Source organism: Pseudomonas sp. PDM32 (genome assembly GCF_019219225.1).
Classification (GTDB): domain Bacteria; phylum Pseudomonadota; class Gammaproteobacteria; order Pseudomonadales; family Pseudomonadaceae; genus Aquipseudomonas; species Aquipseudomonas laurylsulfatiphila.
Window position 1 is genome coordinate 596,308 of record NZ_JAHUWE010000001.1, and the last position, 23,648, is coordinate 619,955.

General features: G+C 60.3%; 20 protein-coding genes. 9 read left to right on the top strand and 11 right to left on the bottom strand.

All coding sequences use genetic code 11. The features are described 5' to 3' along the window. Window positions 1–38: 38 nt before the first annotated feature. From KW846_RS02785 to KW846_RS02805, 5 genes are all read right to left on the bottom strand, one after another. Window positions 39–2,474, bottom strand: a complete 2,436-nt coding sequence (locus KW846_RS02785) for a TonB-dependent siderophore receptor (protein ID WP_218481240.1) — start codon at window positions 2,472–2,474, stop codon at window positions 39–41. Between the two features lie 271 nt (window positions 2,475–2,745). Further along, window positions 2,746–3,720: a FecR domain-containing protein gene (locus tag KW846_RS02790; RefSeq protein ID WP_218481241.1), complete on the bottom strand. Its 975-nt coding sequence runs from the start codon at window positions 3,718–3,720 to the stop codon at window positions 2,746–2,748. Continuing rightward, window positions 3,717–4,235: an RNA polymerase sigma factor gene (locus KW846_RS02795; protein WP_015097109.1), complete on the bottom strand. Its 519-nt coding sequence runs from the start codon at window positions 4,233–4,235 to the stop codon at window positions 3,717–3,719. Before KW846_RS02795 ends, KW846_RS02790 begins: the two co-directional genes overlap by 4 nt. A 253-nt stretch (window positions 4,236–4,488) precedes the next feature. After that, a complete protein-coding gene (locus KW846_RS02800) occupies window positions 4,489–5,196 on the bottom strand; it encodes a PolC-type DNA polymerase III (protein WP_218481242.1) in 708 nt (235 codons plus the stop codon). Next, window positions 5,193–7,133 carry a putative nucleotidyltransferase substrate binding domain-containing protein gene (locus tag KW846_RS02805; protein ID WP_218481243.1) on the bottom strand — a complete coding sequence of 647 codons (1,941 nt, stop codon included), beginning with the start codon at window positions 7,131–7,133 and terminating at the stop codon, window positions 5,193–5,195. Before KW846_RS02805 ends, KW846_RS02800 begins: the two co-directional genes overlap by 4 nt. 254 nt (window positions 7,134–7,387) lie before the next feature. On the opposite strand from KW846_RS02805, the gene KW846_RS02810 reads away from it, so the two are divergent. After that, window positions 7,388–7,846, top strand: coding sequence for a response regulator (locus tag KW846_RS02810; RefSeq protein ID WP_218481244.1), 459 nt, complete (start codon window positions 7,388–7,390; stop codon window positions 7,844–7,846). Between the two features lie 364 nt (window positions 7,847–8,210). Then, window positions 8,211–9,122 carry an EamA family transporter gene (locus KW846_RS02815; RefSeq protein ID WP_218481245.1) on the top strand — a complete coding sequence of 304 codons (912 nt, stop codon included), beginning with the start codon at window positions 8,211–8,213 and terminating at the stop codon, window positions 9,120–9,122. 74 nt (window positions 9,123–9,196) lie between these two features. On the opposite strand, the gene KW846_RS02820 is transcribed toward KW846_RS02815, so the two are convergent. Continuing rightward, on the bottom strand, window positions 9,197–11,374 hold the full coding sequence (locus KW846_RS02820) for a malate synthase G (protein WP_218481246.1): 2,178 nt from the start codon (window positions 11,372–11,374) through the stop codon (window positions 9,197–9,199). Between the two features lie 546 nt (window positions 11,375–11,920). Here KW846_RS02820 and KW846_RS02825 point away from each other — a divergent pair. Continuing rightward, on the top strand, window positions 11,921–12,439 hold the full coding sequence (locus KW846_RS02825; RefSeq protein WP_102700735.1) for a glycine cleavage system protein R: 519 nt from the start codon (window positions 11,921–11,923) through the stop codon (window positions 12,437–12,439). 215 nt (window positions 12,440–12,654) lie between these two features. Here KW846_RS02825 and rarD read toward each other — a convergent pair whose 3' ends face one another. From rarD to KW846_RS02850, 5 genes are all read right to left on the bottom strand, one after another. Continuing rightward, a complete protein-coding gene (gene rarD / locus KW846_RS02830) occupies window positions 12,655–13,542 on the bottom strand; it encodes an EamA family transporter RarD (protein ID WP_218481247.1) in 888 nt (295 codons plus the stop codon). Between the two features lie 125 nt (window positions 13,543–13,667). Continuing rightward, window positions 13,668–14,642: a serine/threonine protein kinase gene (locus tag KW846_RS02835; protein ID WP_015097103.1), complete on the bottom strand. Its 975-nt coding sequence runs from the start codon at window positions 14,640–14,642 to the stop codon at window positions 13,668–13,670. 197 nt (window positions 14,643–14,839) lie between these two features. Further along, window positions 14,840–16,741, bottom strand: a complete 1,902-nt coding sequence (locus tag KW846_RS02840) for a PhoX family phosphatase (protein WP_218481248.1) — start codon at window positions 16,739–16,741, stop codon at window positions 14,840–14,842. 65 nt (window positions 16,742–16,806) lie between these two features. Beyond that, on the bottom strand, window positions 16,807–17,571 hold the full coding sequence (locus KW846_RS02845; RefSeq protein WP_218481249.1) for a TOBE domain-containing protein: 765 nt from the start codon (window positions 17,569–17,571) through the stop codon (window positions 16,807–16,809). Between the two features lie 184 nt (window positions 17,572–17,755). After that, a complete protein-coding gene (locus KW846_RS02850) occupies window positions 17,756–18,496 on the bottom strand; it encodes a ComF family protein (protein WP_218481250.1) in 741 nt (246 codons plus the stop codon). 93 nt (window positions 18,497–18,589) lie between these two features. Between KW846_RS02850 and bioB the strand changes: the two genes are divergently transcribed. From bioB to KW846_RS02880, 6 genes are all read left to right on the top strand, one after another. Next, the gene (gene bioB / locus KW846_RS02855; protein WP_218481251.1) at window positions 18,590–19,645 is read left to right on the top strand and encodes a biotin synthase BioB; all 1,056 of its coding nucleotides are present in this window, start codon (window positions 18,590–18,592) and stop codon (window positions 19,643–19,645) included. A 161-nt stretch (window positions 19,646–19,806) separates the two neighbouring features. After that, the gene (gene bioF, locus KW846_RS02860; RefSeq protein WP_218481252.1) at window positions 19,807–20,985 is read left to right on the top strand and encodes an 8-amino-7-oxononanoate synthase; all 1,179 of its coding nucleotides are present in this window, start codon (window positions 19,807–19,809) and stop codon (window positions 20,983–20,985) included. Further along, window positions 20,978–21,709 (top strand): alpha/beta fold hydrolase, encoded by a 732-nt coding sequence (locus KW846_RS02865; RefSeq protein ID WP_218481253.1) that lies wholly within the window; start codon window positions 20,978–20,980, stop codon window positions 21,707–21,709. Before bioF ends, KW846_RS02865 begins: the two co-directional genes overlap by 8 nt. Further along, window positions 21,702–22,514 carry a malonyl-ACP O-methyltransferase BioC gene (gene bioC / locus KW846_RS02870; protein WP_218481254.1) on the top strand — a complete coding sequence of 271 codons (813 nt, stop codon included), beginning with the start codon at window positions 21,702–21,704 and terminating at the stop codon, window positions 22,512–22,514. The genes KW846_RS02865 and bioC overlap by 8 nt, the downstream gene beginning before the upstream one ends. Next, on the top strand, window positions 22,511–23,191 hold the full coding sequence (bioD, locus tag KW846_RS02875) for a dethiobiotin synthase (RefSeq protein ID WP_218481255.1): 681 nt from the start codon (window positions 22,511–22,513) through the stop codon (window positions 23,189–23,191). Before bioC ends, bioD begins: the two co-directional genes overlap by 4 nt. Before the next feature lie 122 nt (window positions 23,192–23,313). Then, the gene (locus KW846_RS02880) at window positions 23,314–23,610 is read left to right on the top strand and encodes a pyrroloquinoline quinone biosynthesis protein PqqE (RefSeq protein ID WP_095964108.1); all 297 of its coding nucleotides are present in this window, start codon (window positions 23,314–23,316) and stop codon (window positions 23,608–23,610) included. The last annotated feature ends 38 nt before the right edge of the window (window positions 23,611–23,648 follow it).

Below are 23,648 nucleotides of genomic sequence, written 5' to 3' on the forward strand. Positions count from 1 at the left end.
GGGGACGGCTTGGTCATAGGGCGTGTCGGCTCAAACTGTTACCACTTGTACGTTGCACTGGCGACGACACTGCGCTGGTCGCCGTAGTAACAGTAGAAGCTGTCGCAAGTCGAGATGTAGTCCTTGTCGAACAGGTTGGTTGCGTTAACGGCCAGCGAAGCGCCCTTGAGGCTGTTGTCGAGGCGGCCGAGGTCGTAGTGTACCGCGGCGTCGAACACCGTGTAGGCACCGGCCTTGCCCAGCCAGGTGTTGGCCTCGTCGCCATAAGTGTTGCCGGTGTAGCGCGCGCCGGCGCCGATGCCGAAGCCGTCGAGCACGCCGTTGTGCCAGGTGTAGTCGCCCCACACCGATGCTTGCTGGTTAGGCATCAGTTGCAGGCGATTGCCCTTGAACGCGCCGTCTTGCACTTCGGACCTGGCCAGGGTGTAGGCGGCGGTGACCTTGAGGTTTTCGGTCACGTCGGAAACGGCTTCCAGCTCCAGGCCTTTGACTCTCACTTCGCCGGTCTGGCTGGTGACCGTCACGTTGCCCACATTGTTGGTGACGGAAACGTTTTTCTGGGTCAGGTCATACACAGCGGCTGTCAGCAATGTGTTGCTGCCCGGTGGCTGGTACTTGATACCCAGTTCCCACTGCTTGCCTTCGGTTGGCTTGAACGAATCGGTCGGCGAGGCGACGGCATTGCTGGCCGGCTGGAACGATTCGGCGTAGGACAAGTAGGGCACGAAGCCCGAGTCGAACACATAGCTGATCGCCGCGTTGCCGCTGAAGTTCTTGTCGCGCTGGGTGTTGGTGGCATCGCCCTTGTTGAAGAATTTGGTGCCGGTATGCACCCAGTCTTCACGACCGCCGAGGGTCAGGCGCCATTGGTCGAGGGCCATTTGATCCTGGACGTACAGACCGGTCTGGTAGGTCTTCTGGTCATAGTCATAAAACGCCGAGGAGCGTGGTGGACGGGTGATCGGCAAGCCATAGACCGGATCGTTGACGTTGATGGCCGGTGCGCCGCCAAATATCGAGGTGTAGTTGGTGTTGCTGCGCTGGTGGTCCAGGCCGATCAACAGCGTGTGATTAATGTCGCCGGTGGCGAAGTCGGCCTGGAGGTTGTTGTCCACGGCGAACTGGCTGATGTCTTCGTCGACATTGGTCGTGCCGCGCCCGGTGTTGCCTTCATCGTCCACGACAAATCCGATAGAGGGAAAGTAGCTGTTGACGGTCACCGTCTGGAACGACAGGTCTGACTTGGTGTAGCGCAGGTTCTGGCGGAACTGCCAGACATCGTTCAAGCGATGTTCGAAGGCATAACCCAGTGCGTAATAGGTGCGGTCGTAGAAATCGTAGTCCGGATCACCCAGGTTCTTGTGGTGCGAGATCTTGCCGAACGGCATGTCGATCTTGGTGCCCTGAATCGGATAGAACTGGCTGGTAACGCCGGTATCGTCACGGGTGAACTGCGTCAGCAGGGTGAAACGGGTGTCTTCGTCGATGTTCCAGGTCAGGCTTGGCGCAATGTTGTAGCGCTTGTCATCGATATGGTCGATCTGGGTGCCGCCGTCACGCACCACGCCGCTCACGCCATAGAGAAACCGGCCTTCGTCGTCGATCTTGCCGGTGCTGGCGAAGTTGATCTGGCGATGGTTGTCGCTGCCGTACTGCAGCTGGATTTCGCTGCTGGCTTCGGCGCTCGGGCGACGGCTGACCATGTCCAGCAGGCCGCCTGGCGGGGTCTGGCCGTACACGGACGAGGCCGGGCCGCGCAGCAAGGCCAGGCGGTCGAGGTTCCAGGTTTCCTGTTTCGGGTTGGCGTAGACGCCTTTTGGCAGGGGCAGGCCGTCGAGGAATTGAGTCGGCTCGAAACCACGCACCCGCAGCCAGTCAGCGCGGGTGTCGCTGCCGTAGCTGCTGGCGGTGATGCCCGGCAGGTAGCGCACGGCGGCGTCAAGGGTATGCGCGTTGCGGTCGTCCATCTGCTCGCGAGTGACGACCGAAATCGAGCGCGGTACCTCGACCAGCGCGGTATCGGTCTTGGTGCCGGCGGCGGTGCGCTTGGCCACGTAGCCTTGTACCGGGCCCCAGGCGCTTTCAGTTTCTTCCACACCAATCACGCTGGTTGCCGGCAGAGCCATCACGCCCTCGGGCACGGCCACCAGGCTGTAGGTGCCGGCACTGCTTTGTTCCAGTTGCAGCCCGGTGCCACGCAGGGCTTCGCGCAGGGCGCCGGCGGCGTCGAACTGGCCGTTGACGGGTGCCGAGGTTTTGCCTGCCGCCAGGGATGGGTTCAACGACAAGGCCAGGCCGGCCTGGCTGGCGATCTGATTCAGGGTGCTGGCCAGTGGTGCGGCTGGCAGGTTGTAGGCGCGAACGCTTGACGCCTGTTCAGCGGCGACCAGTTGGCTGCTCGCCAAAGGGGTGCAAAGGGCAACGGCGACCGCCAGCAAACTGGGGCGCAACAGGGTGTTCAGCGAACGGGGCATACGGCGGCTCCTGAATGGAAACATTTCTCAATTGCCTGTGTGCCGAACGAGAATCTGAAAGTGATAGGGCTGGATGGAAATAATTTCGATTCAGTTATTCAATAAGCACTGAAGGGTTTCAGGTGTGCGCCTTTGTGGCGAGAGGGCTTGCCCCCGTTGGGTCGCGAAGCGGCCCCCGCGATTTATCAGGTAAACCGCATTTGCGGTTTGGCGACTGCTTCGCAGCCGAGCGGGAGCAAGCTCCCTCGCCACAAAGGGGCTGTGTGCAGGTTCAGGGCTTTGTTTCGGCCTTGGCTATTACCTTCACCCACCATTGCGTGTGCTGTTCGATCTGCACGGGCAGTGTCGGCAGCAGGGCATTGAGCGCCAGGTCGGTGTCACGCAGCGGGAAGCTGCCAGTGATGCGCAGATCGGCCACTTCCGGCGCAACGCCTGTGTAACCGGTTCGATAGCGACCGATTTCATGCACCAGATCTTCCAGCCGCGTGTTGTCCACCACCAGCATGCCGCGGGTCCAGGCATCCGCGCCGAAGTTGACGGCCAGAACCGGGCCCAGGCCGTTATTGCGGATCAACACCTGCTGGCCTTCGCGCAGAATCTGTTCATCCGGGCTGGACTCTGGGTGAACCGCCACCGCCGACTGCAACACACTCAGACGTGTGCCTTCTTCTTCGCGCTTGACCAGAAACCGCGTACCCAGCGCGCGCATGCTGCCTTCACGGGTTTCGACGATGAACGGCCGGGGATCGCCATGACCGGTTTCAACCAGGATCTCGCCTTCCTGAAGCACGATGCGCCGCTGCTGCTCATCGAAGCGCACATCCAGGGCGCTGTGGGTGTTGAGATTGACCAGTGTGCCATCCGTCAGGCGCAGGGTGCGCTGCTCGCCAACAGCGGTGCGCTGGTCGGCCAGCCAGTAATCGATCGGCAGGTAACGTGGCCCGGCAAATAACGCCAGGCCGATCACGGCCACCACGCTCGCCACGCCATTGCCGAGTTTGCGCACCCGTCGGCGGATGCCTTCACGCGATTGCAGCAGGGCAGTGCGAGCCGGGCCACTGGCTGCGCTGAAGCGTTGGTCGAGCATGCCCAATTGGCGCCAGGCGCGGGCGTGCTCTTCGTGGGCAGCGTGCCACTTGGCGAATTCTTCGCGCTCTACCGGGTTGGCGCCGTCCATGGACAACTGCCAGGCAATCGCTGCGTCCAGCACGTTGGCCGATACCGGTTTGGAACCGAGCGGGTTCATGTCGGCTCACCGTACAGCGCGATGTAGCACTGGCGAATGCCCTGGGCCAGGTACTGGCGTACCCGCGGCACCGATACCCCCAGGCGCTCGGCGATTTCTGCGTGGCCAAGACCGTCGAGACGGTTGTAGAGAAACGCCGCCCGGGCCTTGGTGGAAAGTTTGCCGAGTAAACGGTCGATGTTTTTCAGGTCTTCGAGGATCATCTGCTGCTCTTGCGCCGACGGTTGTTCGGCTTCGGGAATCAGCATCAGTTCAGTGAGGTAAGCCTGCTCCAGCGCGGCGCGACGGAAGTAATCGAATAGCAGGCCTTTGGCGATGGCCACCAGGAATGCCCGCGGTTCGCGTGGTTCCTTCAGTTCCTCACGGCCCAGCAAGCGCACAAAAGTGTCCTGGCTCAGGTCTTCGGCCCGCTGTGGGCAGGCGACATTGCGTCGAAGCCAGGCCAATAGCCAACCGCGATGGTCGCGATATAACGCACCGACGAGCTCACTTTGAGGGCTTGGGACTGACGACACGCAGCATCACCGCTTGGGAAGTATTAACTAACGAGAATTGTTCGCGATTGTGGCAGAGGCGCGGGAGGTCCGCAATCGGCGTTGGTCGGGTGGTTTGCCATGCAGGCGAACGGAAACCTGTGGCGAGGGGGCTTGCCCCCGTTCGGCTGCGAAGCAGTCGTAAAATCAGCAAATGCGTTTTAACTGGAAAATGCGGGGGCCGCTTCGCGCCCCAACGGGGGCAAGCCCCCTCGCCACAGGATTACATACAGCTCTAAAAGGACGGCGCTTGTTGCCGCCGCTTCCACTGACTCAAGCGCTGTTGCAAATTCAGCGGGCTATGAATCTGCTGCTGCCGCGCGCGGTTGAACAGTATCAGCGCCAGTTCGGCCGTGGCCAGGGCGTCGGCGCTGGCGTGGTGACGTTCGAAGACTTCGAGCTTGAACCAGTCGATCCAGTCGTCCAGCCCGGCCTCGCGAAAGTGCGCCTGGGGGCATAGCAGTGGTGCAATGTCCGCCACGTCCAGAAACGGATGCTGCAACTTGAAGCCCAGGTGATCTTTCAGCGCACGGCCGAGCATGTGCTGGTCAAACGGCGCGTGGAAGGCCAGTACCGGGCTGTCACCGAGGTATTCCATCAGATCCACCAGCGCTTCTGCGGGATCGCTGCCCGCCGCAATGGCGCTGGGGCCAATGCCGTGGATCAGCACGCTGGGGCCAAGTTTGACTTGCGGATATTGCAAAGTGCGTTCGAACAGTTGGCGAAAGTCGATGGCCCCGTCCTCGATCGCCACCGCGCCAATCGACAACACATGGTCCTTGTTCAGGTTCAGCCCGGTGGTTTCCAGATCGAGCACCACCCAGCGCTGCTCACGCAGGCTGCATTCGCCCAGGGCGGTAGCGGCCGGCAAGCGATCCAGGCGATGTTGCAGGTCGGCGGGCAGGGTGGGGCTCGGCGGGCGCAGCCAGGAAAACAGGCTCATAACTGATACCGCAAGGTCAGGCTGCTCTGCAGGCGTTGGGCCTGACGCAGGGACTCACGCAGGATGCGCCGGTCCAGATGATTGAGGCTGTCGGGATCGACCCGATTCGAGTAGGGAAAATTTTCCCTGGTCTGTAATTGATGTTGCTGCATGCGGGTTTGCTGAATGAAGTGATAGGCCTCTTCGTACGCGGCGCCGTCCAGGGGTTCGATGACCTCTTTGGCGACCAATTGGCGAAAACGCTCCAGCGTGTTATTAGCCTCGATGCCATGGGCCAGGGCCAACAGCCGGGCGCCGTCGACAAATGGGGTCAGCCCCTGAACTTTCAAATCCAGGGTGGCCTTCTCGCCATTTTTGCGCGTCAGCACGAACTCGCGCAAACGCCCTACGGGGGGGCGATTGCGCAGCGCATTCTCGGCCATCATGCGCTGGAACAAACGGTTGTCGCCGACCTGATCGAGAATGCTCCGACGCAACTGCTCGCAGCCTTGCTCGCTGCCCCAGACCACGCGCAAATCGAAATAGATGCTCGAACCCAGCAGGTTCTCCGGGGTGGCCTCGCGGATGAACGCCGCAAAGCGCCGCGCCCATTCGGCCCGGGACAGGCACAGCTCGGGGTTGCCGGCCATGATATTGCCCTTGCACAAGGTGAAGCCGCACAGCGCCAGGCTCTGGTTGATCTGCTGGGCGATGGGCAACAACTTGCCGCGAATCTCGGCGGCATGGGCTGCATCCCTGGCTTCAAACAGAATGCCGTTGTCCTGATCGGTGTGCAGGGTCTGCTCGCGACGGCCTTCACTGCCGAAGCACAGCCAACTGAATGGCACGCCGGGATCACCTTTTTCGGCGAGGGTCAGTTCGATCACCCGGCACACGGTGTGATCGTTGAGCAGGGTGATGATGTGGGTGATCTGCGTCGAAGACGCGCCATGGGCCAGCATGCGCTCGACCAGTTGGCCGATTTCGCCCCGCAGCGCCACCAGGTTTTCCACCTTCTGCGCGTTGCGGATGGTGCGCGCCAGGTGCACCAGGTCGACCCGTTGCAGGGAAAACAGATCGCGCTCGGAAACCACGCCGCACAAGCGTTGGTCCTTGACCAGGCAGACATGGGCGATGTGGCGCTCGGTCATGGCAATCGCCGCGTCGAATGCACTGTGATCCGGCGACAGGAAAAACGGCGCCCGGGTCATGTGCCCTTCGATGGCTTCGTTGAAATCACTGCTGCCGTTGGCCACGGTCTGACGCAGGTCGCGCAGGGTGAAAATCCCCAGTGGCGCCTTGAGTTCATCGACCACCACGATGCTGCCGACCTGTTGTTCGTGCATCAACGTCACGGCTTCGCGCAAGGGCGTCTGCGGGGCGCATGACACCGGGTGGCGCATGGCCAATTCACCCAGTCGGGTATTGAGCGAATATTGGGTGCCGAGGGTTTCCACGGCTTTTTGCTGCACTTGCTGGTTGACCTGATCCAGCAGGCTGCTGACGCAGCGCAGGGCGAAGTTGCGGAAGGTGTCCGATAGCGAAAACAGGCGGATGAACGCCGGCTTGTTCAGTTGTAGGCAAAAGGTGTCTTCGCCGGCCAGGTGCTCGGTACGGGTGGCCCGTTCACCCAGCAACGCCGCGAGGGGAAAACATTCGCCGGTGGTGATCTCGAAGACCGTTTCGGTGCCACCTTTTGCCGTATCCGGACGCTCGCCCACGACCCGACCTTGCTTGACGATATAGAAGTGCTCGACCGGGCCGTCGGCGGGTTTGATGATGCTCTCGCCGGGGGCGTAGAAACGCAGCTGACATTGCTCAACCAGATACGCCAGGTGCGCGTGTTCCATCTGGTTGAACGGCGGGAAGCGCTGAAGGAATTGCAACGTGCCCTGGATGTTCTGCAACACCGCGGTTTTCCCTGCCTGTGTGAAGGCGTCCGCTTTACTCATAACCATTACCGCAGTCTTTTTTGAATTGTTGTAGTCGGATGACTTGGACATGGTCGACCCCTGTAGCCGGGGTGCCCATTGGACGTAAGTCTAGGTAGTCCGTTAGTGCCCTGAAATGTCGGAAGAATCCTACGCAATCGTGCGAAAAAACCTCTCTTCTGCCCTATTGGAAAATTTTCCGACCAGGTGCACATTGATGGTCTGCTTAGCGATGTCTCACCACTGTGCTAGGGAATTGTATTGAACATATAGAGAAAGCCATGTCCGACCACGATATTTTGAGCGACGCCGAGCGCGAAGCGCTGAGTGCCGTCATGCTGGAGCCTGATCTGCCCCTGCAACGGGTGTTGATCGTCGACGACGATAAAGACGCCCGGGAACTGCTGTCAGAGATTCTTGCGTTGGAGGGGATTCGCAGCAGGACAGCAGCCAGTGGCGAAGCGGCACTCAATATCCTGGTGGCTGAGGCAGAAATCAAAAAGCTCTCGATCGGATTACTGATCACCGACCTGCGGATGGGCCATGTAGATGGGTTGGATCTGATCCGTCAGGTACGCGAGTCGGTGCGGGCGGCATTGCCGATCATCATAGTGTCGGGTGACGCCGACGTGAAGGATGCCATTGCGGCGATGCATTTGAATGTGGTGGACTTTCTGCTCAAGCCGATCGATGCCAGTCATTTGCTGGCACTGGTAAAACGCGAATTGGGCATTAAATAACTGACCTCCTGTAATTGTTAATTACAGGTTCGATTTATTTTTGTGGGTTTAACTTGTAATTAAGTTTATCTAATCGGTTTGCGAAAAAGCTACTCACAAATAGCTTATTTTTTCTATCCATAATTCAGCTATCGTTCACTTCCTGAAATCAATGCAGACATTTGTTTGATGTCGTGCCTGGTTTAATAAAATCTGTTATAGCACTCTTCAGGTTGTCAGTTTTGCTCTCCGGTTTTAGCGGTATGTTTATGCCGATGGTTGTGGTGTATTCAGACTTCGGCTAGTTCCTGCGGATAAAATGCTGTCAAGGGTCAGGGCATTGCTCCTCCTGGATTGTGTGGATGTGTATCGCAATGAGGACGATATGATAAAGAAAATGGAGTTTCGCGATCTTGTACTTATTATCGGTGTGACAGTCATGTGGGGTAGTAATTATACGGTAATTGATATCAGTCTTGACGGTATCGATCCGTTCATATTGACAGCGTTGCGTTTTACTTTCTGTGCATTGCCATTGGTGTTCTTCATCCCGAAGCCGAAGGGTATCAGCACTTTTGTAACTATAGTTTACGGTTTGTTGTTTGGTGTCGGAATGTGCTGGCTGATGAACTATGGCATGTTTCTTGGTGTCAGTGCCGGCGTGACATCTTTGCTCTTGCAATTCAGTGCATTTTTTACGGTCATCTGGGGGGTATTGCTGTTTGGGGAGAAAATGACGGGAATACATGTGGCTGGTATTCTCATGGCGTTGCTGGGGCTGATGTTTATTATTCATGTAACGGACGGTTATGCCGAAAGCTTTGGCCTTTTCCTGATACTCCTCGGTGCATTCTTCTGGAGTTTGTGCAATGTGCTAGTCAAGAAAAGCAAGGTGGTTGATGTATTTTCCTTTGTCGTTTGGTCGAGTCTGTATGCAACACCGCCGTTATATCTGATGACTTACTGGGTCAAGGGGGCTGCCCCCTTCCAAACGTTGTTAACGGACATAACTGCTCCGGTGCTGGTATCTGTCCTGTTCCAGGCCTATGTGGCGACAGTATTCGGATATTGGGTGTGGAACCGAATGATTGAGAAATATCCGGCGAGCCTGGTTGCACCGTTGTCAGTGATTGTTCCGATATCGGGTATTTTGACCTCGTGGTATGTACTCGATGAACCCATTGGTGGTGAAAAACTGTTTGCTCTCATCATCACGGTCCTTGGAATTGCCTTGTTCATGAATGCATCGAGAATAGGCCAGCACATCGCTGCCAATGCGTTGCGCTACCGGAGATAGCCCTGCATCTGCAGGAGGCAGAAACAAAAATCCCCCGGTTTTTCAACCGGGGGATTGCTGTGGAGTGAACTGGATTACAACCCGTTCTTTGCTTTGAACTCGCGACGACGACGGTGCAGGACCGGCTCGGTGTAGCCGTTTGGCTGTTTGGTACCTTCGACCACCAGTTCGACCGCCGCCTGGAAGGCGATGTTGCTGTCGAAGTTCGGGGCCAGCGGACGGTACAGCGCGTCCCCGGCGTTCTGCCGGTCAACCACCGGCGCCATGCGCTTGAGGCTTTCCATGACCTGCTCTTCGGTGACGACGCCATGGCGCAGCCAGTTGGCGATGTGCTGGCTGGAAATACGCAGCGTGGCACGGTCTTCCATCAGGCCGACGTCATTGATGTCCGGCACTTTCGAACAACCGACGCCCTGGTCGATCCAGCGCACGACGTAACCGAGAATGCCCTGGCTATTGTTGTCCAGTTCGTTCTTGATCTGTTCGGCGGTCCACTGCGGGTTCACCGCCAGCGGGATGGTCAGGATGTCGTCTACCGAAGCGTGGGCACGTTTGGCCAGTTCGGCCTGACGGGCGAACACGTCGACCTTGTGGTAGTGCAGTGCGTGCAGTGCAGCGGCAGTCGGCGAAGGTACCCAAGCGGTGTTGGCACCGGCCAGCGGGTGAGCGATTTTCTGTTCGAGCATCGCTGCCATCAGGTCCGGCATGGCCCACATGCCTTTACCGATCTGCGCGCGACCTTGCAGTCCGGTGCTCAGACCGATATCGACGTTGGAGTTCTCGTAGGCGCCGATCCATTTTTCCGCCTTCATGTCCGCCTTGCGCACCATCGGGCCGGCTTCCATGGAGGTGTGGATTTCATCGCCGGTGCGGTCGAGGAAACCGGTGTTGATGAACACCACACGCTCGCTCGCCGCCTTGATGCAGGCCTTGAGGTTGATCGTGGTACGACGCTCCTCGTCCATGATCCCGACTTTCAAGGTGTTGCGTGGCAGGCCCAGCACGTCTTCGATACGACCGAACAGCTCGTTGGTGAACGCGGCTTCTTCAGGGCCGTGCATCTTTGGCTTCACGATATAGACCGAGCCGGTGCGGCTGTTCTTGCGTGAGCTGGTGCCGTTGAGGTTGTGGATCGCCGACAGGCAGGTCACCAGGCCATCGAGAATGCCTTCCGGCACTTCGTTGCCCTCTTTGTCGAGGATCGCGTCGATGGTCATCAGGTGACCGACGTTGCGCACGAACAGCAACGAACGACCGTGCAGGCTCAGTTCACTGCCATCGACCGCGGTGTAGGTACGGTCGGCGTTCATGGTGCGGGTAAAGGTCTGGCCGCCCTTGGCGACGGCTTCCGACAGATCGCCCTTCATCAGGCCGAGCCAGTTGCGGTAGATCACCACTTTGTCATCGGCGTCGACGGCGGCAACCGAGTCTTCGCAGTCCATGATGGTGGTCAGTGCGGCTTCCATCAGGATGTCTTTGACGCCGGCCGCGTCCGTCTGGCCGACCGGGGTGCTGGCGTCGACCTGGATTTCGAAATGCAGGCCGTTGTTTTTCAGCAGGATCGCGGTCGGTGCAGCGGCATCGCCCTGGAAGCCGATCAGCTGAGCGTCGTTGCGCAGGCCGGTGTTGCTGCCGCCTTTAAGGGCGACCACCAGTTTGCCGTCGACGATCTTGTAGCCGGTGGAATCGACGTGGGAGCCGGCCGCCAATGGCGCTGCTTCGTCGAGGAAGGCACGGGCGAAGGCGATGACCTTGTCACCGCGCACCTTGTTGTAGCCTTTGCCTTTTTCCGCACCGTTGGCTTCGCTGATGGCGTCGGTGCCGTAGAGCGCGTCGTACAGCGAGCCCCAGCGGGCGTTCGAGGCGTTGAGCGCAAAGCGGGCGTTCATGACCGGCACCACGAGCTGCGGGCCGGCCATACGGGCGATTTCATCATCGACGTTTTGCGTCGTTGCCTGGAAATCGGCCGCTTCTGGCAGCAGATAACCGATGTCTTGCAGGAAGGCTTTATAGGCCACGGCGTCGTGTGGTTGACCAGCACGCGTTTGGTGCCAGCCATCGATACGAGCCTGGAAATCATCGCGTTTGGCGAGTAGGGCTTTGTTCTTCGGCGCCAGGTCATGGATGACCTTGTCGGCACCGGCCCAGAACTTATCGGCGGTGAGGCCGGTACCGGGAATGGCTTCGTTGTTCACGAAGTCGAACAGGACTTTGGCGACCTGCAGGCCACCGACTTGAACGTGTTCAGTCATTGCTTGCCTCACTCTGCTCAGCTATTTCGCTTTTCAGCTCTTCAATTTAACAATGAAGCCTTTGGCCATTTAAACCACAAACCCCTCTGCCAGTACATGCCCATGACGGGCGGCTGGGTTGGGACCAATCAACGGCTTGGGGCCTTGCTGACAGGGCTTTCAGGGTTGCGAACGTGCCGGCGGCAGACATCGATCCAACGTTATGTAGTGCGCGCTGCGGCATACTACATGATGAATTGCGGTTGTGAAAATTAGACTAATTACGTCGTTCTGCGACCCCATGACGCATTGCGGTCACGGCGCGGAACAGGATGTTCTCAAAAAACCAGTAGATTGTTCCAGTTAAATATCAAAACTTGTACACGATTTGTTGGGCCGGTCAGATCGGCGGTGCCTTCATTCGCGAGCAGTCTCGCTCCCACAAAGGCCCGCGCAACCCTTGTGGGAGCGAGCCTGCTCGCGAAGGCGCCTGACCTGTCGGCGCAGGTCCAACCCTTGCCTATACTTGGTTCTCTGCAACAAAAATCATGACCAGAGGGCTGCGCCATGGACCACCTCGTACTCACCGTTTTTGCACCGGACAAGCCCGGGCAAGTCGAGCGCATTGCCCAATGCATTGCCGAGCACGGCGGCAACTGGCTGGAAAGCCGCATGTCGCGCATGGCCGGACAATTCGCCGGCATTCTGCGGGTGGGAGTGCCGGCCGAGGCCTATGACGAATTGGTCGATGCCCTGCAAGGCTTGTCCACCCAGGGCATTCGCGTATTGATCGCCGAAAGCAGCATCGAACAATCCTGCACCTGGAAGCCGATCGCGATGGAACTGGTGGGCAATGATCGCCCGGGGATCGTGCGTGACATCACACGCTTGTTGAACGAGCAGGGGGTGAGTCTGGAACGGTTGGTTACCGAAGTGCGCCCGGCACCGATGAGCAGCGAGCCGTTGTTCCATGCCGAAGCGATTCTTGCCGTTCCGCTGACGCTGTCGCTGGACGTCCTGCAATCACGCCTTGAAACCCTGGCCGACGATCTGATGGTCGAATTGGTGCTGCGCAGTGAGCCCTGATCAGGTTATCCAAGTTAAACGTGCACCGGCTTGTGGATAACCTGTAGAGACACCCCGCCAGGCCACGCCGACCGGGGTTCTTCGGGATCTGATCAAAAAACCAGCAGTTTCAGCCACTTGCGCACAATCAGCGGGGATCACGCTGTGGATAACCTTGGGAAGGAATGGTGCAGGCCACGGAGCTCGTGGCCTGTAGAGGTTTGTATGTTTTTTGATCAGCTGCGGCGACGCAAACTGAGCCACGCATCCACGCTGTAAACCGCCAGACCGGCCCAGATGAACATGAACGCTACCAGGGTGCTGGACGACAGGTGCTCGCCAAACAGCAACACCGCTTGCAGCAGCACCAATGTCGGCGCCAGGTACTGGAGAAAGCCCAGTGTCGTGTAGGGCAAATGCCGTGCAGCCGCGTTGAAGCAGACCAGCGGCACCAGCGTGACCGGTCCGGCTGCCACCAGCCACCAGGCTTCTGACGTGGTCCAGAACTCGGCCTGAGCGCTGTGGGCGGTCGGATTGAACAGCAACCAGACAATGGCAATCGGCACCAGCATCCAGGTTTCCACCACCAGCCCCGGTAGTGCCTTGACCGGCGCCTGCTTGCGAATCAGCCCGTAGAATCCGAAGGTCAGTGCCAGCACCAGCGACACCCACGGCAGGCTGCCGACTTGCCAGACCTGTTGTGCCACACCTACAGCCGCCAGACCGACGGCAATCCACTGCATGCGCCGTAGTCGTTCGCCAAGGATCAGCATGCCCAGCAACACGTTCACCAAGGGGTTGATGTAGTAACCGAGGCTGGCCTCCAGCATGCGGCCGTTGTTCACCGACCAGACGTAGGTCAGCCAGTTGGCCGCGATCAGCGCACCGCTCAGGGCCAGGATCGCCAGGCGTCGGGGGTTCTCCCGCAGCTCGCGCCACCAGCCGGGATGCTTCCATACCATCAGCAACAAGGCGCCGAACAGTGCCGACCACAATACCCGGTGAATGATGATTTCCACGGCGGGCACGCTGGCAATGGCTTTGAAGTAGAGGGGGAAAAGTCCCCAGATGATGTAGGCACTCAGGCCCAGAATGTACCCGCGACGCGGGTTGGCGGCTTGCATGCAGAATCCTTGCTTAGGCAGCTAACAAAGAAGGGATTGTAAGGTGGTTGTATAGATGTGTCGTGTCAGAAAAAAGATCGCAGCCCTGTAGGAGCTGCCGAAGGCTGCGATCTTTTGATTTTCGATTAAAACAGCTTCAACGGCTCTTCATTGAGCGCCGCTAGTTGTTCGCGCAGTGCCAACACCTGATCACCCCAGTAACGCTCGGTGCCGAACCACGGAAAGCTGCGGGGGAACGCCGGATCGTCCCAGCGACGGGCGAGCCACGCGCTGTAGTGCAACAGACGCAGGGCGCGCAAGGGTTCGATGAGCGCCAGTTCACGCGGGTCGAAGTCGTGGAATTCGTTGTAGCCATCCATCAGTTCCGACAACTGGCTCAGGCAATCCTGGCGATCACCGGCGAGCATCATCCAGATGTCCTGTACCGCCGGCCCCATGCGGCAGTCGTCGAGGTCGACGATATGAAACATCTCGTCGCGGCACATCATGTTGCCGGGGTGGCAGTCACCGTGCATGCGGATGTTCTGGTGCGGCGTGTTGCTGTAAGCATCTTCCACACGCTTGAGCAGATCGCGGGCCACCGACTCGTAGGCCGGCAGCAGGCTGCGGGGGATGAAGTTGCCGTCGAGCAACGTGGCCAGCGAGTCATGGCCGAAGTTTTTTACCGCCAGCGCTTCACGGTGCTCGAACGGCCGGGTCGAGCCGACCGCGTGCAGGCGTCCGAGCAGTTGGCCCAGGCGATACAATTGATCGAGGTTGCCCGGCTCCGGTGCGCGGCCGCCGCGGCGGGGGAACAGGGTAAAACGGAAACCGCTGTGTTCGTGCAGGGTTTCACCGTTGTGAATCAACGGCGCCACGACCGGCACCTCGCAATCGGCGAGTTCGGCGGTGAACTGGTGTTCTTCCAGAATCGCTTCGTTGCTCCAGCGTTGCGGCCGGTAGAACTTGGCGATCAGTGGCTCGGCGTCTTCGATGCCGACCTGATAGACGCGGTTCTCGTAGCTGTTGAGCGCCAGGATGCGCGCGTCGCTGAGAAAGCCGATGCTTTCGACGGCATCGAGCACGAGGTCTGGCGTAAGGGTTTCAAACGGGTGGGCCATGCTGACTCCTGCGCGCAGCAGGCTGCTGCGTCCGGCCAGGCATGGTAGCGCAGACGGCAGGGCTTTAGGGGGTGGGCTTGAGATGTGTGGTGTCTGGGCTGACGCCTTCGCGGGCAAGCCCGCTCCCACAGGATTGGCGCTGATTTGGAATCTGCGCATAAGCCTGTGGGAGCGGGCTTGCCCGCGAAGAGGCGGGATCAGGCGCCGACGATCCCGCCATCTTCCCGCGAAATCGCCATCACCGAAGACCGCGGCTTGCCATTGGGCAGATGCTCGGGGAAGGTCGAGCCACCGTTTTCACCCGGGTGCTGGATTCCGACGAACAGGGTTTTCTGGTCCGGCGAGAAGCTGATCCCGGTCACCTCGCAGCCCACCGGCCCGACCATGAAGCGGCGAATCTCGCCGGTCGCCGGATCAGCGCAGAGCATCTGGTTATTGCCCATGCCGGCAAAGTCACCGGTGTTGCTCACATCACCGTCGGTCAGGATCCACAAGCGTCCGGCCTTGTCGAAGCCCAAACCGTCCGGGCTGTTGAACATGTTCTGCGGCGTAATGTTCGACGAGCCGGCCTTTGGCGTCCCGGCATGTGCGGCCGGGTTGCCGGCCACCACAAACAGGTCCCAGGCAAAGGTGTGTGAGGCGTGATCGTCGCGCTCGGTGCGCCAGCGCAGGATCTGGCCGTAGACGTTCTTCTCCCGCGGGTTCGGTCCGCCCGCCGGTTGCCCGTCTTCGCCGCGCTTGGCGTTGTTGGTCAACGTGCAGTAGACCTGGCCATCCTTGGGGCTGACCACGATCCATTCCGGGCGGTCCATGCGCGTGGCTTTCACCACACTGGCGGCGAGACGGGCGTGGATCAGCACCTCAGCCTGATCGGCAAAGCCGCTGCTGGCGTCGATACCGTTTTTGCCGTGGGTCAGTTCGATCCATTCACCCCGGCCCTTCGGGTGATCGGCGTTGCCGTCCCCTGCATCGAAACGCGCCACATAGAGGGTGCCGTGATCGAGAATGTCGCGGTTGGCCTTGGGGTTCTTGTGGTCGATCTTGTCGCGGCTGACAAATTTGTAGATGAACTCGCCGCGCTCATCGTCGCCCATGTACACCACGGCATGGCCATCGCCGGTTTCGGCCAGGGCGGCGTTTTCGTGTTTGAAGCGGCCCAGGGCAGTGCGTTTGACCGGCGTCGACTGTGGATCGAACGGATCGATTTCCACCACCCAGCCGTGACGGTTGAGCTCGTTGGGGTTCTTGGCCAGGTCGAAGCGCTCGTCGTGTTGGTGCCAGTTGATCTCTTTGCTGGTCACCACCGCGCCGTAGCGTTTTTGCGCCGGGTCGAACTTCTGCTCGGCGTTGCTGCTGCCGAAGCAGTCGGTGAAGTTCTCTTCGCAGGTCAGATAGGTGCCCCACGGCGTCTTGCCGTTGGCACAGTTCTGGAAGGTGCCGAGGACGTTCTTGCCGTGGGGATCGGCGCTGGTCTTCAGCAGTGCGTGACCGGCGGCCGGACCGCTCAGGCTGATCGGCGCATTGCCGTGAATCCGGCGGTTGTAGCGCGAGCCCTGGACGAATTGCCATTGGCCATTCTTGCGCTGCACTTCAATCACCGACACACCTTCGCAGGCCAGCGCCTTGCGCACGTCCTCCGCCGATTGCGGCATGCCGCCGTGGGCGTAGAGGTAGCGGTAGTTGGTGTATTCGTTGTTGATCGCCATCAGCGCCCGGTCTTTTTCGCCCGGAAACTCGAACAGACTCATGCCATCGTTGTTGTCGCCGAACTGGGCCTCCTGATGCTCGGCGCTGCCGTTGCCGCTCGGGTCGAACGCCGGGCCGTCCTTGTGCAGGGGCTGGCCCCAACTGATCAGCACCGAGGACTTGTAGCCCGGTGGCAGGGTGATGGAGTCGCTGGTGGCGGCGGCAATGCTGTCAAAGCCCAGCAACTGGCTGTTACCGGCGCTTACGCTGGCGGCCATCACGCTGCGGCTCAGCAGGTTGCCGCCGAGGAACATCGCTGCGCCGCACAGGGCACCTGCGCTGATGAAGCTGCGACGACTGAGGCCGACCATGGTTTCGAGGTCGGTGGACTGGTTTTCTTCTAATAGGCTCATTTCAGGCTCCCTGCGGTTTTGCAGACACCTTAATGATGAGTAATGAACCTTTTGTTGCAGTTTGCTTAAAGCGGTGTACCCAGCAGAACCCTGGAGGGCGAAAACTCCACGCGCACGGGTTTGCCGCAGGTCAGCCCCAATGCCTGCAGATGCGTTGGTTCGTCCAGCGCGCACAGGGTCAGGCCGTTAGGCAGTGTGATGCGCACTTCGCTGGGGCCATCGTCGGCGTCGAGAATTTTCTCGATGGTGCCTTTCAGGCAATTGTTTCCCGGCGTTTCGGCTGAATCGACCTCCAGCACATCGAGCCAGCCGGCCTTGATCAAGGCCACGACTTCGGTGCCGATTTGCAGTTCCAGGCGCTCGGTGCTGTCGTGGGTGATTTGCGCATCGACGATCAAGCCTTCGGCGACTTCGAGGCGAATCAGGTCGTTGCGTCCCTGGGGCTCGATCGTCATCACCTTGCCGTGCAACTGATTGCGCGCGCTGGTGCGCAGCATCAAGCGCCCGAGCAGGTCGAGGTCGCTGGCATCTTCAGCGGCTTCCAGCACCTGGGCCTGCAAGGCTTGCAGCTTCTGGTACAGCCGCAGCACCCGCTCGCCTTCTATGGAGAGACGGGCACCGCCCCCACCCTTGCCGCCAACAATCCGCTCCACCAACGGCTTCTGCGCCAGGTTGTTCAGCTCATCGATGGCATCCCAGGCAGCCTTGTAGCTCAGGCCCGCGCTTTTTGCCGCACGGGTGATCGAGCCTTGCTCGGCGATGTGCTGCAGCAGGGCGATGCGCTGCGGACGGCGGACAATGTGCTGGGACAACAAGGTGGGCAAAGACATGGCAAGTCGCTTTGGGTGGTGGCGATGGGGAGGACGGTGGCGGCTGAAAGCCTGGGAGTCAAGCCACGCCACAATCCTTGTGGGAGCGAGCCTGCTCGCGATGAATTCATCATATTCAACATTGGCGTGTCTGATACACCGTCATCGCGAGCAGGCTCGCTCCCACAGGTTTTGTGCGCTCAGGTCAAACCGCATCGCCGGGCTTGGGCGTGCGGGCCAGGCAATAGACGTCGACCCTCGCGGCACCGGCGTCGATCAACAGCCAGGCCAGGGCCTGGGCCGTGGCACCGGTGGTGAGGACGTCGTCGATCAGGGCCAGGTGCCGGCCTTTGACGGCGGCACCGGGTATCAGGCTGAAAGCGTTGCGCAAATTCTTGCGGCGCGCTTGGGCATTCAAGGCCTGTTGGGCATCGGTGTCCTGGGTTCGCAGCAATAACCGTTCGTCGCAAGGAATGTCCAGAGCGTCACTCAACCAGCGGGCAAGCATCGCCGCCTGGTTGAACCCGCGCTGGCGCAGGCGCCGGTTGGCCAGCGGTACCGGAATCAGCGCATGGGGTCGCTGCAGACCGTCTTCGAAGCGATGTTGGAGGTATTGAGCGAGAAGTTCGGCGAGTAAGCGGCCAAACGGCCACTTAGCGTTGTGTTTGAAGCGGGTGATCAGGCTGTCGACCGGAAAGCTGTAGGTCCAGGGGACAATCACGTGTTCAAAGGCCGGTGGCTGCTTCAGGCAATGGCCGCAGGTCAGGCCCGCGGCCGGGAGCGGCAGGGCGCAGGTATGGCAGTGAGCGCCAAGCCAGGGCAACTCGGTTTCGCAGGCAGTGCAGACCGGGGCGATGCCGTCTGCGGGTTCATCGCACAGCAGACACGACTGTTTGTTTTTTGACCAGATGTAAACCTGTCCTTTGTACTGTGGTTGACAGCGCATCGCTCTTCCTTAAATATGCCGAAACATCTGTGAGGCGGCTGTGACATTCCATGACCCAGCCGCATGCCAAAGCATAATTCAAAGGAAACGCCCATGAGCGCCAGCACCACTGCAACCCTGCGTCATGACTGGTCTTTGGCCGAAGTCAAAGCACTCTTCGTTCAGCCATTCAATGACCTGTTGTTCCAGGCGCAGACGGTGCACCGTGCGCATTTCGACGCCAACCGCGTCCAGGTGTCGACCCTGTTGTCAATCAAGACCGGCGCCTGCCCGGAAGATTGCAAATATTGTCCGCAGTCCGGTCACTACAACACCGGCCTGGAAAAAGAAAAACTGATGGAAGTGCAGAAGGTCCTCGAAGAGGCCGCGCGCGCCAAGGCCATCGGCTCGACCCGCTTCTGCATGGGCGCGGCGTGGAAGCACCCGTCGGCCAAGGACATGCCGTACGTACTGAAGATGGTTGAAGGCGTGAAAGCCCTGGGTCTGGAAACCTGCATGACCCTCGGCCGCCTGGATCAGGAGCAGACCGAGGCGCTGGCCAAGGCCGGCCTCGACTACTACAACCACAACCTCGATACATCGCCGGAGTTCTACGGCAGCATCATCACCACCCGCACCTACAGCGAGCGCCTGCAAACCCTGGCCTATGTGCGTGAGTCGGGGATGAAGATCTGCTCCGGCGGCATCCTCGGCATGGGCGAGTCGCTGGACGACCGCGCCAACCTGCTGATCCAGCTGGCCAACCTGCCGGAGCATCCGGAATCGGTGCCGATCAACATGCTGGTGAAAGTCGCCGGTACGCCGCTGGAAAATGCCGACGACGTCGACCCGTTCGATTTCATCCGCATGCTCGCGGTCGCGCGCATCCTGATGCCGCAATCCCACGTGCGCCTGTCTGCCGGCCGCGAAGCCATGAACGAGCAGATGCAGGCTCTGGCGTTCTTCGCCGGTGCCAACTCGATTTTCTACGGCGAGAAACTGCTGACCACCGCCAACCCGCAGGCCGACAAGGACATGCAACTGTTCGGGCGCTTGGGGATCCTGCCGGAAGCCCGCGAAGAGCACGCCGATGAAGTGCATCAGGCGGTGATCGAGCAGGCGCTGGTGGAGCAGAAGAGCAGCGAGCAGTTCTATAACGCCGCCGTCTGAAATTTGCTCCGGTTCCTCTGAAGGAATGCGAAACCCCCTGTGGGAGCGGGCTTGCTCGCGAAAGCGTCGTGTCAGTCGACATCAATGTTGAATGTCAGACCGCATTCGCGAGCAAGCCCGCTCCCACAGGGGACATGTGTCATTTGAAAGTCGAGGCCTGCATGTCTTTCGATCTCGCCGCACGCCTTGCTGCCCGTCGTGCCGAAAATCTCTACCGCCAGCGTCCGCTGCTCGAAAGTCCGCAGGGGCCGCAAGTGGTGGTTGATGGCCAGCCGTTGCTGGCGTTCTGTAACAATGACTATCTGGGGCTGGCCAATCATCCACAAGTGATCGAAGCCTGGCGTGCCGGCGCTTCGAAGTGGGGGGTGGGCGGCGGCGCCTCACATCTGGTCATCGGCCATAGCGCCCCGCACCATGCCCTGGAAGAAGCCTTGGCCGACCTGACCGGTCGCCCGCGCGCGCTGCTGTTCACCACCGGTTACATGGCCAACCTCGGTGCGGTCACGGCGCTGGTGGGGCAGGGTGATACGGTACTCGAGGACCGGCTCAATCATGCGTCGCTGCTCGACGCGGGGCTGCTGTCCGGCGCGCGGTTCAATCGCTACTTGCACAACGACCCGGTGAGCCTGGCCAAACGCCTGGAAAAAGCCACCGGCAATACCCTGGTGGTTACCGACGGCGTGTTCAGCATGGATGGCGATATCGCCGATTTGCCAGCACTGGCCCGAGAGGCCAAGGCCAAAGGCGCCTGGTTGATGGTCGACGATGCCCATGGTTTTGGACCGCTGGGCGCCAACGGTGGCGGCGTCGTCGAGCATTTCGGTTTGAGCCAGGAAGAGGTTCCGGTGCTGGTCGGCACCCTCGGCAAAGCCTTCGGTACCGCGGGCGCCTTTGTGGCCGGCAGCGAAGAGCTGATCGAAAGTCTGATCCAGTTCGCCCGGCCTTACATCTACACCACCAGCCAGCCACCGGCGCTGGCCTGCGCCACGCTGAAAAGCCTGGAACTGCTGCGCAGCGAACACTGGCGACGCGAGCATTTGCAGGCGCTGATCCGCCAGTTCCGCCAGGGTGCCGGGCAGATCGGCCTGGAACTCATGGACAGCTTCACTCCGATTCAACCGATCATGGTCGGCGATGCCGGGCGCGCGGTGCGTCTATCGCAAATGCTGCGCGAGCGCGGGTTGATGGTGACCGCGATTCGCCCGCCGACTGTGCCTGCTGGCAGCGCCCGATTGCGGGTCACGCTGACGGCAGCCCACAGCGAGGCCCAGGTGCAGCTATTGTTAAACGGACTGGCCGATTGTTTTCAACAACTGCAGCCGGAGCCAAGCCATGCGTGATCGTTTGATTCTGCTGCCCGGCTGGGGCCTTGGCGTTTCACCGCTGGAGCCTTTGGCCGCGGCTTTGCGCGGCCTGGACGAGCACTTGCGCGTCGAGATCGAGCCGTTGCCCGACCTGGAGTCGAGCGATCTTCAAGAGTGGCTCGATGAGCTTGATGCGACGTTGCCGCAAGACGCCTGGCTGGGCGGCTGGTCTTTGGGTGGCATGCTCGCCTGCGAACTGGCGGCCCGGCGTGGCGATCGCTGCTGCGGCGTGTTCACTCTGGCCAGCAACGCGTCCTTTGTCGTTCATGAACACTGGTCAGCCGCCATGCCAACGGAAACCTTCGATGCGTTTCTGGCGGGATGTGCAGCCGATCCGCGCGCGACCTTGAAACGCTTTTCACTGCTCTGTGCCCAAGGCGCCGAAGACCCGCGCGGATTGTCACGGTTGTTGCTCGCTGGCGCACCGAACACTGCCGCGCCAGTGCTGCTGAACGGTCTGCAAGTGCTTGCGCAAGTGGATACGCGACAGGCACTGCAATCGTTCCGCGGTCCGCAACTGCATCTGTTCGCCGGCCTCGACGGGCTGGTGCCGGCGGAGGCGGCGGGCGATTTACTGGCGTTGTTGCCGGACATAGAAATCGGTCTGATTGAGCAGGCCGGTCACGCGTTTCTTCTGGAAGATCCCCACGGTGTGGCGGGGGCGATCCAGGCCTTTTTGCATGAGTCCGGCGATGACTGATTTATCCCTTCCCAACCTGCCCGGCGGCTTGCCCGACAAACGCCAGGTCGCTGCATCTTTCTCCCGCGCGGCGCAAAGCTACGACAGCGTGGCCGAGTTGCAGCGTGATGTCGGCAGCCAATTACTCAGGCGCTTGCCGCAGGATTTTGTACCGCAGCGTTGGCTGGATCTGGGCTGCGGCACCGGGCATTTCAGTCGTGCTTTGGGTGAGCAATTTCCGAGCAGTCACGGTGTGGCGTTGGATATCGCCGAGGGCATGCTCAATCACGCCCGGCCATTGGGCGGTGCCACGCATTTCGTCGCCGGCGATGCCGAGCGCTTGCCACTGCAGGATTCGACCTGCGACCTGATCTTCTCCAGCCTGGCGGTGCAGTGGTGTGCGGATTTCGACTCGGTGCTCAGTGAAGCTTATCGAGTGCTGAAACCGGGTGGCATTTTTGCGTTTGCTAGTCTTTGTACAGGGACGTTGTTTGAACTGCGCGACAGCTGGCGACAGGTCGATGGCATGGTGCACGTCAACCGCTTCCGGGAGTTCGGTGTTTATCAGCAGTTGTGTGCGACCAGTTGCTTGAGGGTGGTCAGTCTGCAAAACCTTGCGCATGTGCTGCATTACCCGGATGTGCGCAGCCTGACCCATGAGCTCAAGGCGCTGGGTGCGCACAATCTCAATCCCGGTCGACCGGGTGGCTTGACCGGCCGGGCGCGGATTCTGGGTTTGATTGAGGCTTATGAGCAGTTTCGTCAGGCCCGAGGCCTGCCGGCGACTTATCAAGTGGTGTACGCCATTTTGGAGAAACCCTTATGAGCGCAGCCTATTTCATCACCGGCACGGATACGGATGTCGGTAAAACCACGGTCGCTGCGGGGCTGCTGCATGCGGCGCGTTCGGCGGGTTTGAGCACGGCGGCGGGCAAGCCGGTCGCTTCCGGTTGCGATGTAACGCCCAAAGGCTTGCGCAACGCCGATGCGCTGGCCTTGTTGGCGGAGTGTTCGCTGCCGCTGACCTACGCACAGGTCAATCCGATGGCCTTCGAACCGGCCATTGCTCCCCATCTGGCGGCACGGGAGGCGGGCGTGGCGTTGACGGTGCAGTCGTTGCTGGCGCCGATGCGGCAGATTCTGGGTCTGCAAGCGGACTTCACCCTGATCGAAGGCGCTGGCGGCTGGCGCGTACCCTTGGCGGATCAGGACAATCTGTCGGACCTGGCCATTGCATTGAGGCTGCCGGTGATCCTGGTGGTCGGCGTGCGCCTGGGGTGTATCAGCCATGCCTTGTTGACCGCCGAAGCGATCGCCCGGGACGGCTTGCAACTGGCGGGATGGGTGGCCAACATCATCGATCCGAAGACCTCGCGGCTGGAAGAAAACCTCGCCACCCTGGCCGAGCGCCTCCCCGCGCCGTGCCTGGGGCGTGTGCCAAAACTCAAGGCCGTGACGGCAGAAGCCGTGGCCGAGCACTTGCAACTGGACCTGTTGGACTGACGTTTGGCAATGCGGGCTTTGCCTATGGCAAGGCACTGTGCCATTGGTGTTTTTGACGGGTGTTTTGCCAGCCACTCTGCTTCAATGGCCGTTGTTGATCCTTTGAAAGGACGAGTTCTCCCATGGAAATCTCAGGAAATACCGCTTTTTATGCCGGTCTGAGCACCCTTCAGTCAGGGCAGAACCGTGTCGATCAAGCCGCCGGGCAGATCGCCAACACCACCCTTGAGCGTTCGCTCACCAGCCAGTCCTCCGAGGCGCAGGTCGATCGTCTGCGATCGGTTGATCGCAGCCGGCAATCGGACCTGGCCAGCAACGTGGTCGAAATGGCCCAAGGCAAGATTCAGGCGGAGCTGGGCGTGAAAGTCGCCAAGGCCGCCGATGAAGTGCTCGGAACATTGATCGATACTTACGCGTGAGCTTCACGTAGCTTTCCAGTTGTGGATGTTCTTTATGT

Excerpts from the sequence above, each read along its gene's own strand:
- KW846_RS02785 (WP_218481240.1), bottom strand. The coding sequence starts at position 2,474 with ATGCCCCGTTCGCTGAACACCCTGTTGCGCCCCAGTTTGCTGGCGGTC.
- KW846_RS02790 (WP_218481241.1), bottom strand. The coding sequence starts at position 3,720 with ATGAACCCGCTCGGTTCCAAACCGGTATCGGCCAACGTGCTGGACGCA.
- KW846_RS02800 (WP_218481242.1), bottom strand. The coding sequence starts at position 5,196 with ATGAGCCTGTTTTCCTGGCTGCGCCCGCCGAGCCCCACCCTGCCCGCC.
- KW846_RS02805 (WP_218481243.1), bottom strand. The coding sequence starts at position 7,133 with ATGGTTATGAGTAAAGCGGACGCCTTCACACAGGCAGGGAAAACCGCG.
- KW846_RS02810 (WP_218481244.1), top strand. The coding sequence starts at position 7,388 with ATGTCCGACCACGATATTTTGAGCGACGCCGAGCGCGAAGCGCTGAGT.
- KW846_RS02815 (WP_218481245.1), top strand. The coding sequence starts at position 8,211 with ATGATAAAGAAAATGGAGTTTCGCGATCTTGTACTTATTATCGGTGTG.
- KW846_RS02820 (WP_218481246.1), bottom strand. The coding sequence starts at position 11,374 with ATGACTGAACACGTTCAAGTCGGTGGCCTGCAGGTCGCCAAAGTCCTG.
- KW846_RS02825 (WP_102700735.1), top strand. The coding sequence starts at position 11,921 with ATGGACCACCTCGTACTCACCGTTTTTGCACCGGACAAGCCCGGGCAA.
- rarD (WP_218481247.1), bottom strand. The coding sequence starts at position 13,542 with ATGCAAGCCGCCAACCCGCGTCGCGGGTACATTCTGGGCCTGAGTGCC.
- KW846_RS02835 (WP_015097103.1), bottom strand. The coding sequence starts at position 14,642 with ATGGCCCACCCGTTTGAAACCCTTACGCCAGACCTCGTGCTCGATGCC.
- KW846_RS02840 (WP_218481248.1), bottom strand. The coding sequence starts at position 16,741 with ATGAGCCTATTAGAAGAAAACCAGTCCACCGACCTCGAAACCATGGTC.
- KW846_RS02845 (WP_218481249.1), bottom strand. The coding sequence starts at position 17,571 with ATGTCTTTGCCCACCTTGTTGTCCCAGCACATTGTCCGCCGTCCGCAG.
- KW846_RS02850 (WP_218481250.1), bottom strand. The coding sequence starts at position 18,496 with ATGCGCTGTCAACCACAGTACAAAGGACAGGTTTACATCTGGTCAAAA.
- bioB (WP_218481251.1), top strand. The coding sequence starts at position 18,590 with ATGAGCGCCAGCACCACTGCAACCCTGCGTCATGACTGGTCTTTGGCC.
- bioF (WP_218481252.1), top strand. The coding sequence starts at position 19,807 with ATGTCTTTCGATCTCGCCGCACGCCTTGCTGCCCGTCGTGCCGAAAAT.
- KW846_RS02865 (WP_218481253.1), top strand. The coding sequence starts at position 20,978 with ATGCGTGATCGTTTGATTCTGCTGCCCGGCTGGGGCCTTGGCGTTTCA.
- bioC (WP_218481254.1), top strand. The coding sequence starts at position 21,702 with ATGACTGATTTATCCCTTCCCAACCTGCCCGGCGGCTTGCCCGACAAA.
- bioD (WP_218481255.1), top strand. The coding sequence starts at position 22,511 with ATGAGCGCAGCCTATTTCATCACCGGCACGGATACGGATGTCGGTAAA.
- KW846_RS02880 (WP_095964108.1), top strand. The coding sequence starts at position 23,314 with ATGGAAATCTCAGGAAATACCGCTTTTTATGCCGGTCTGAGCACCCTT.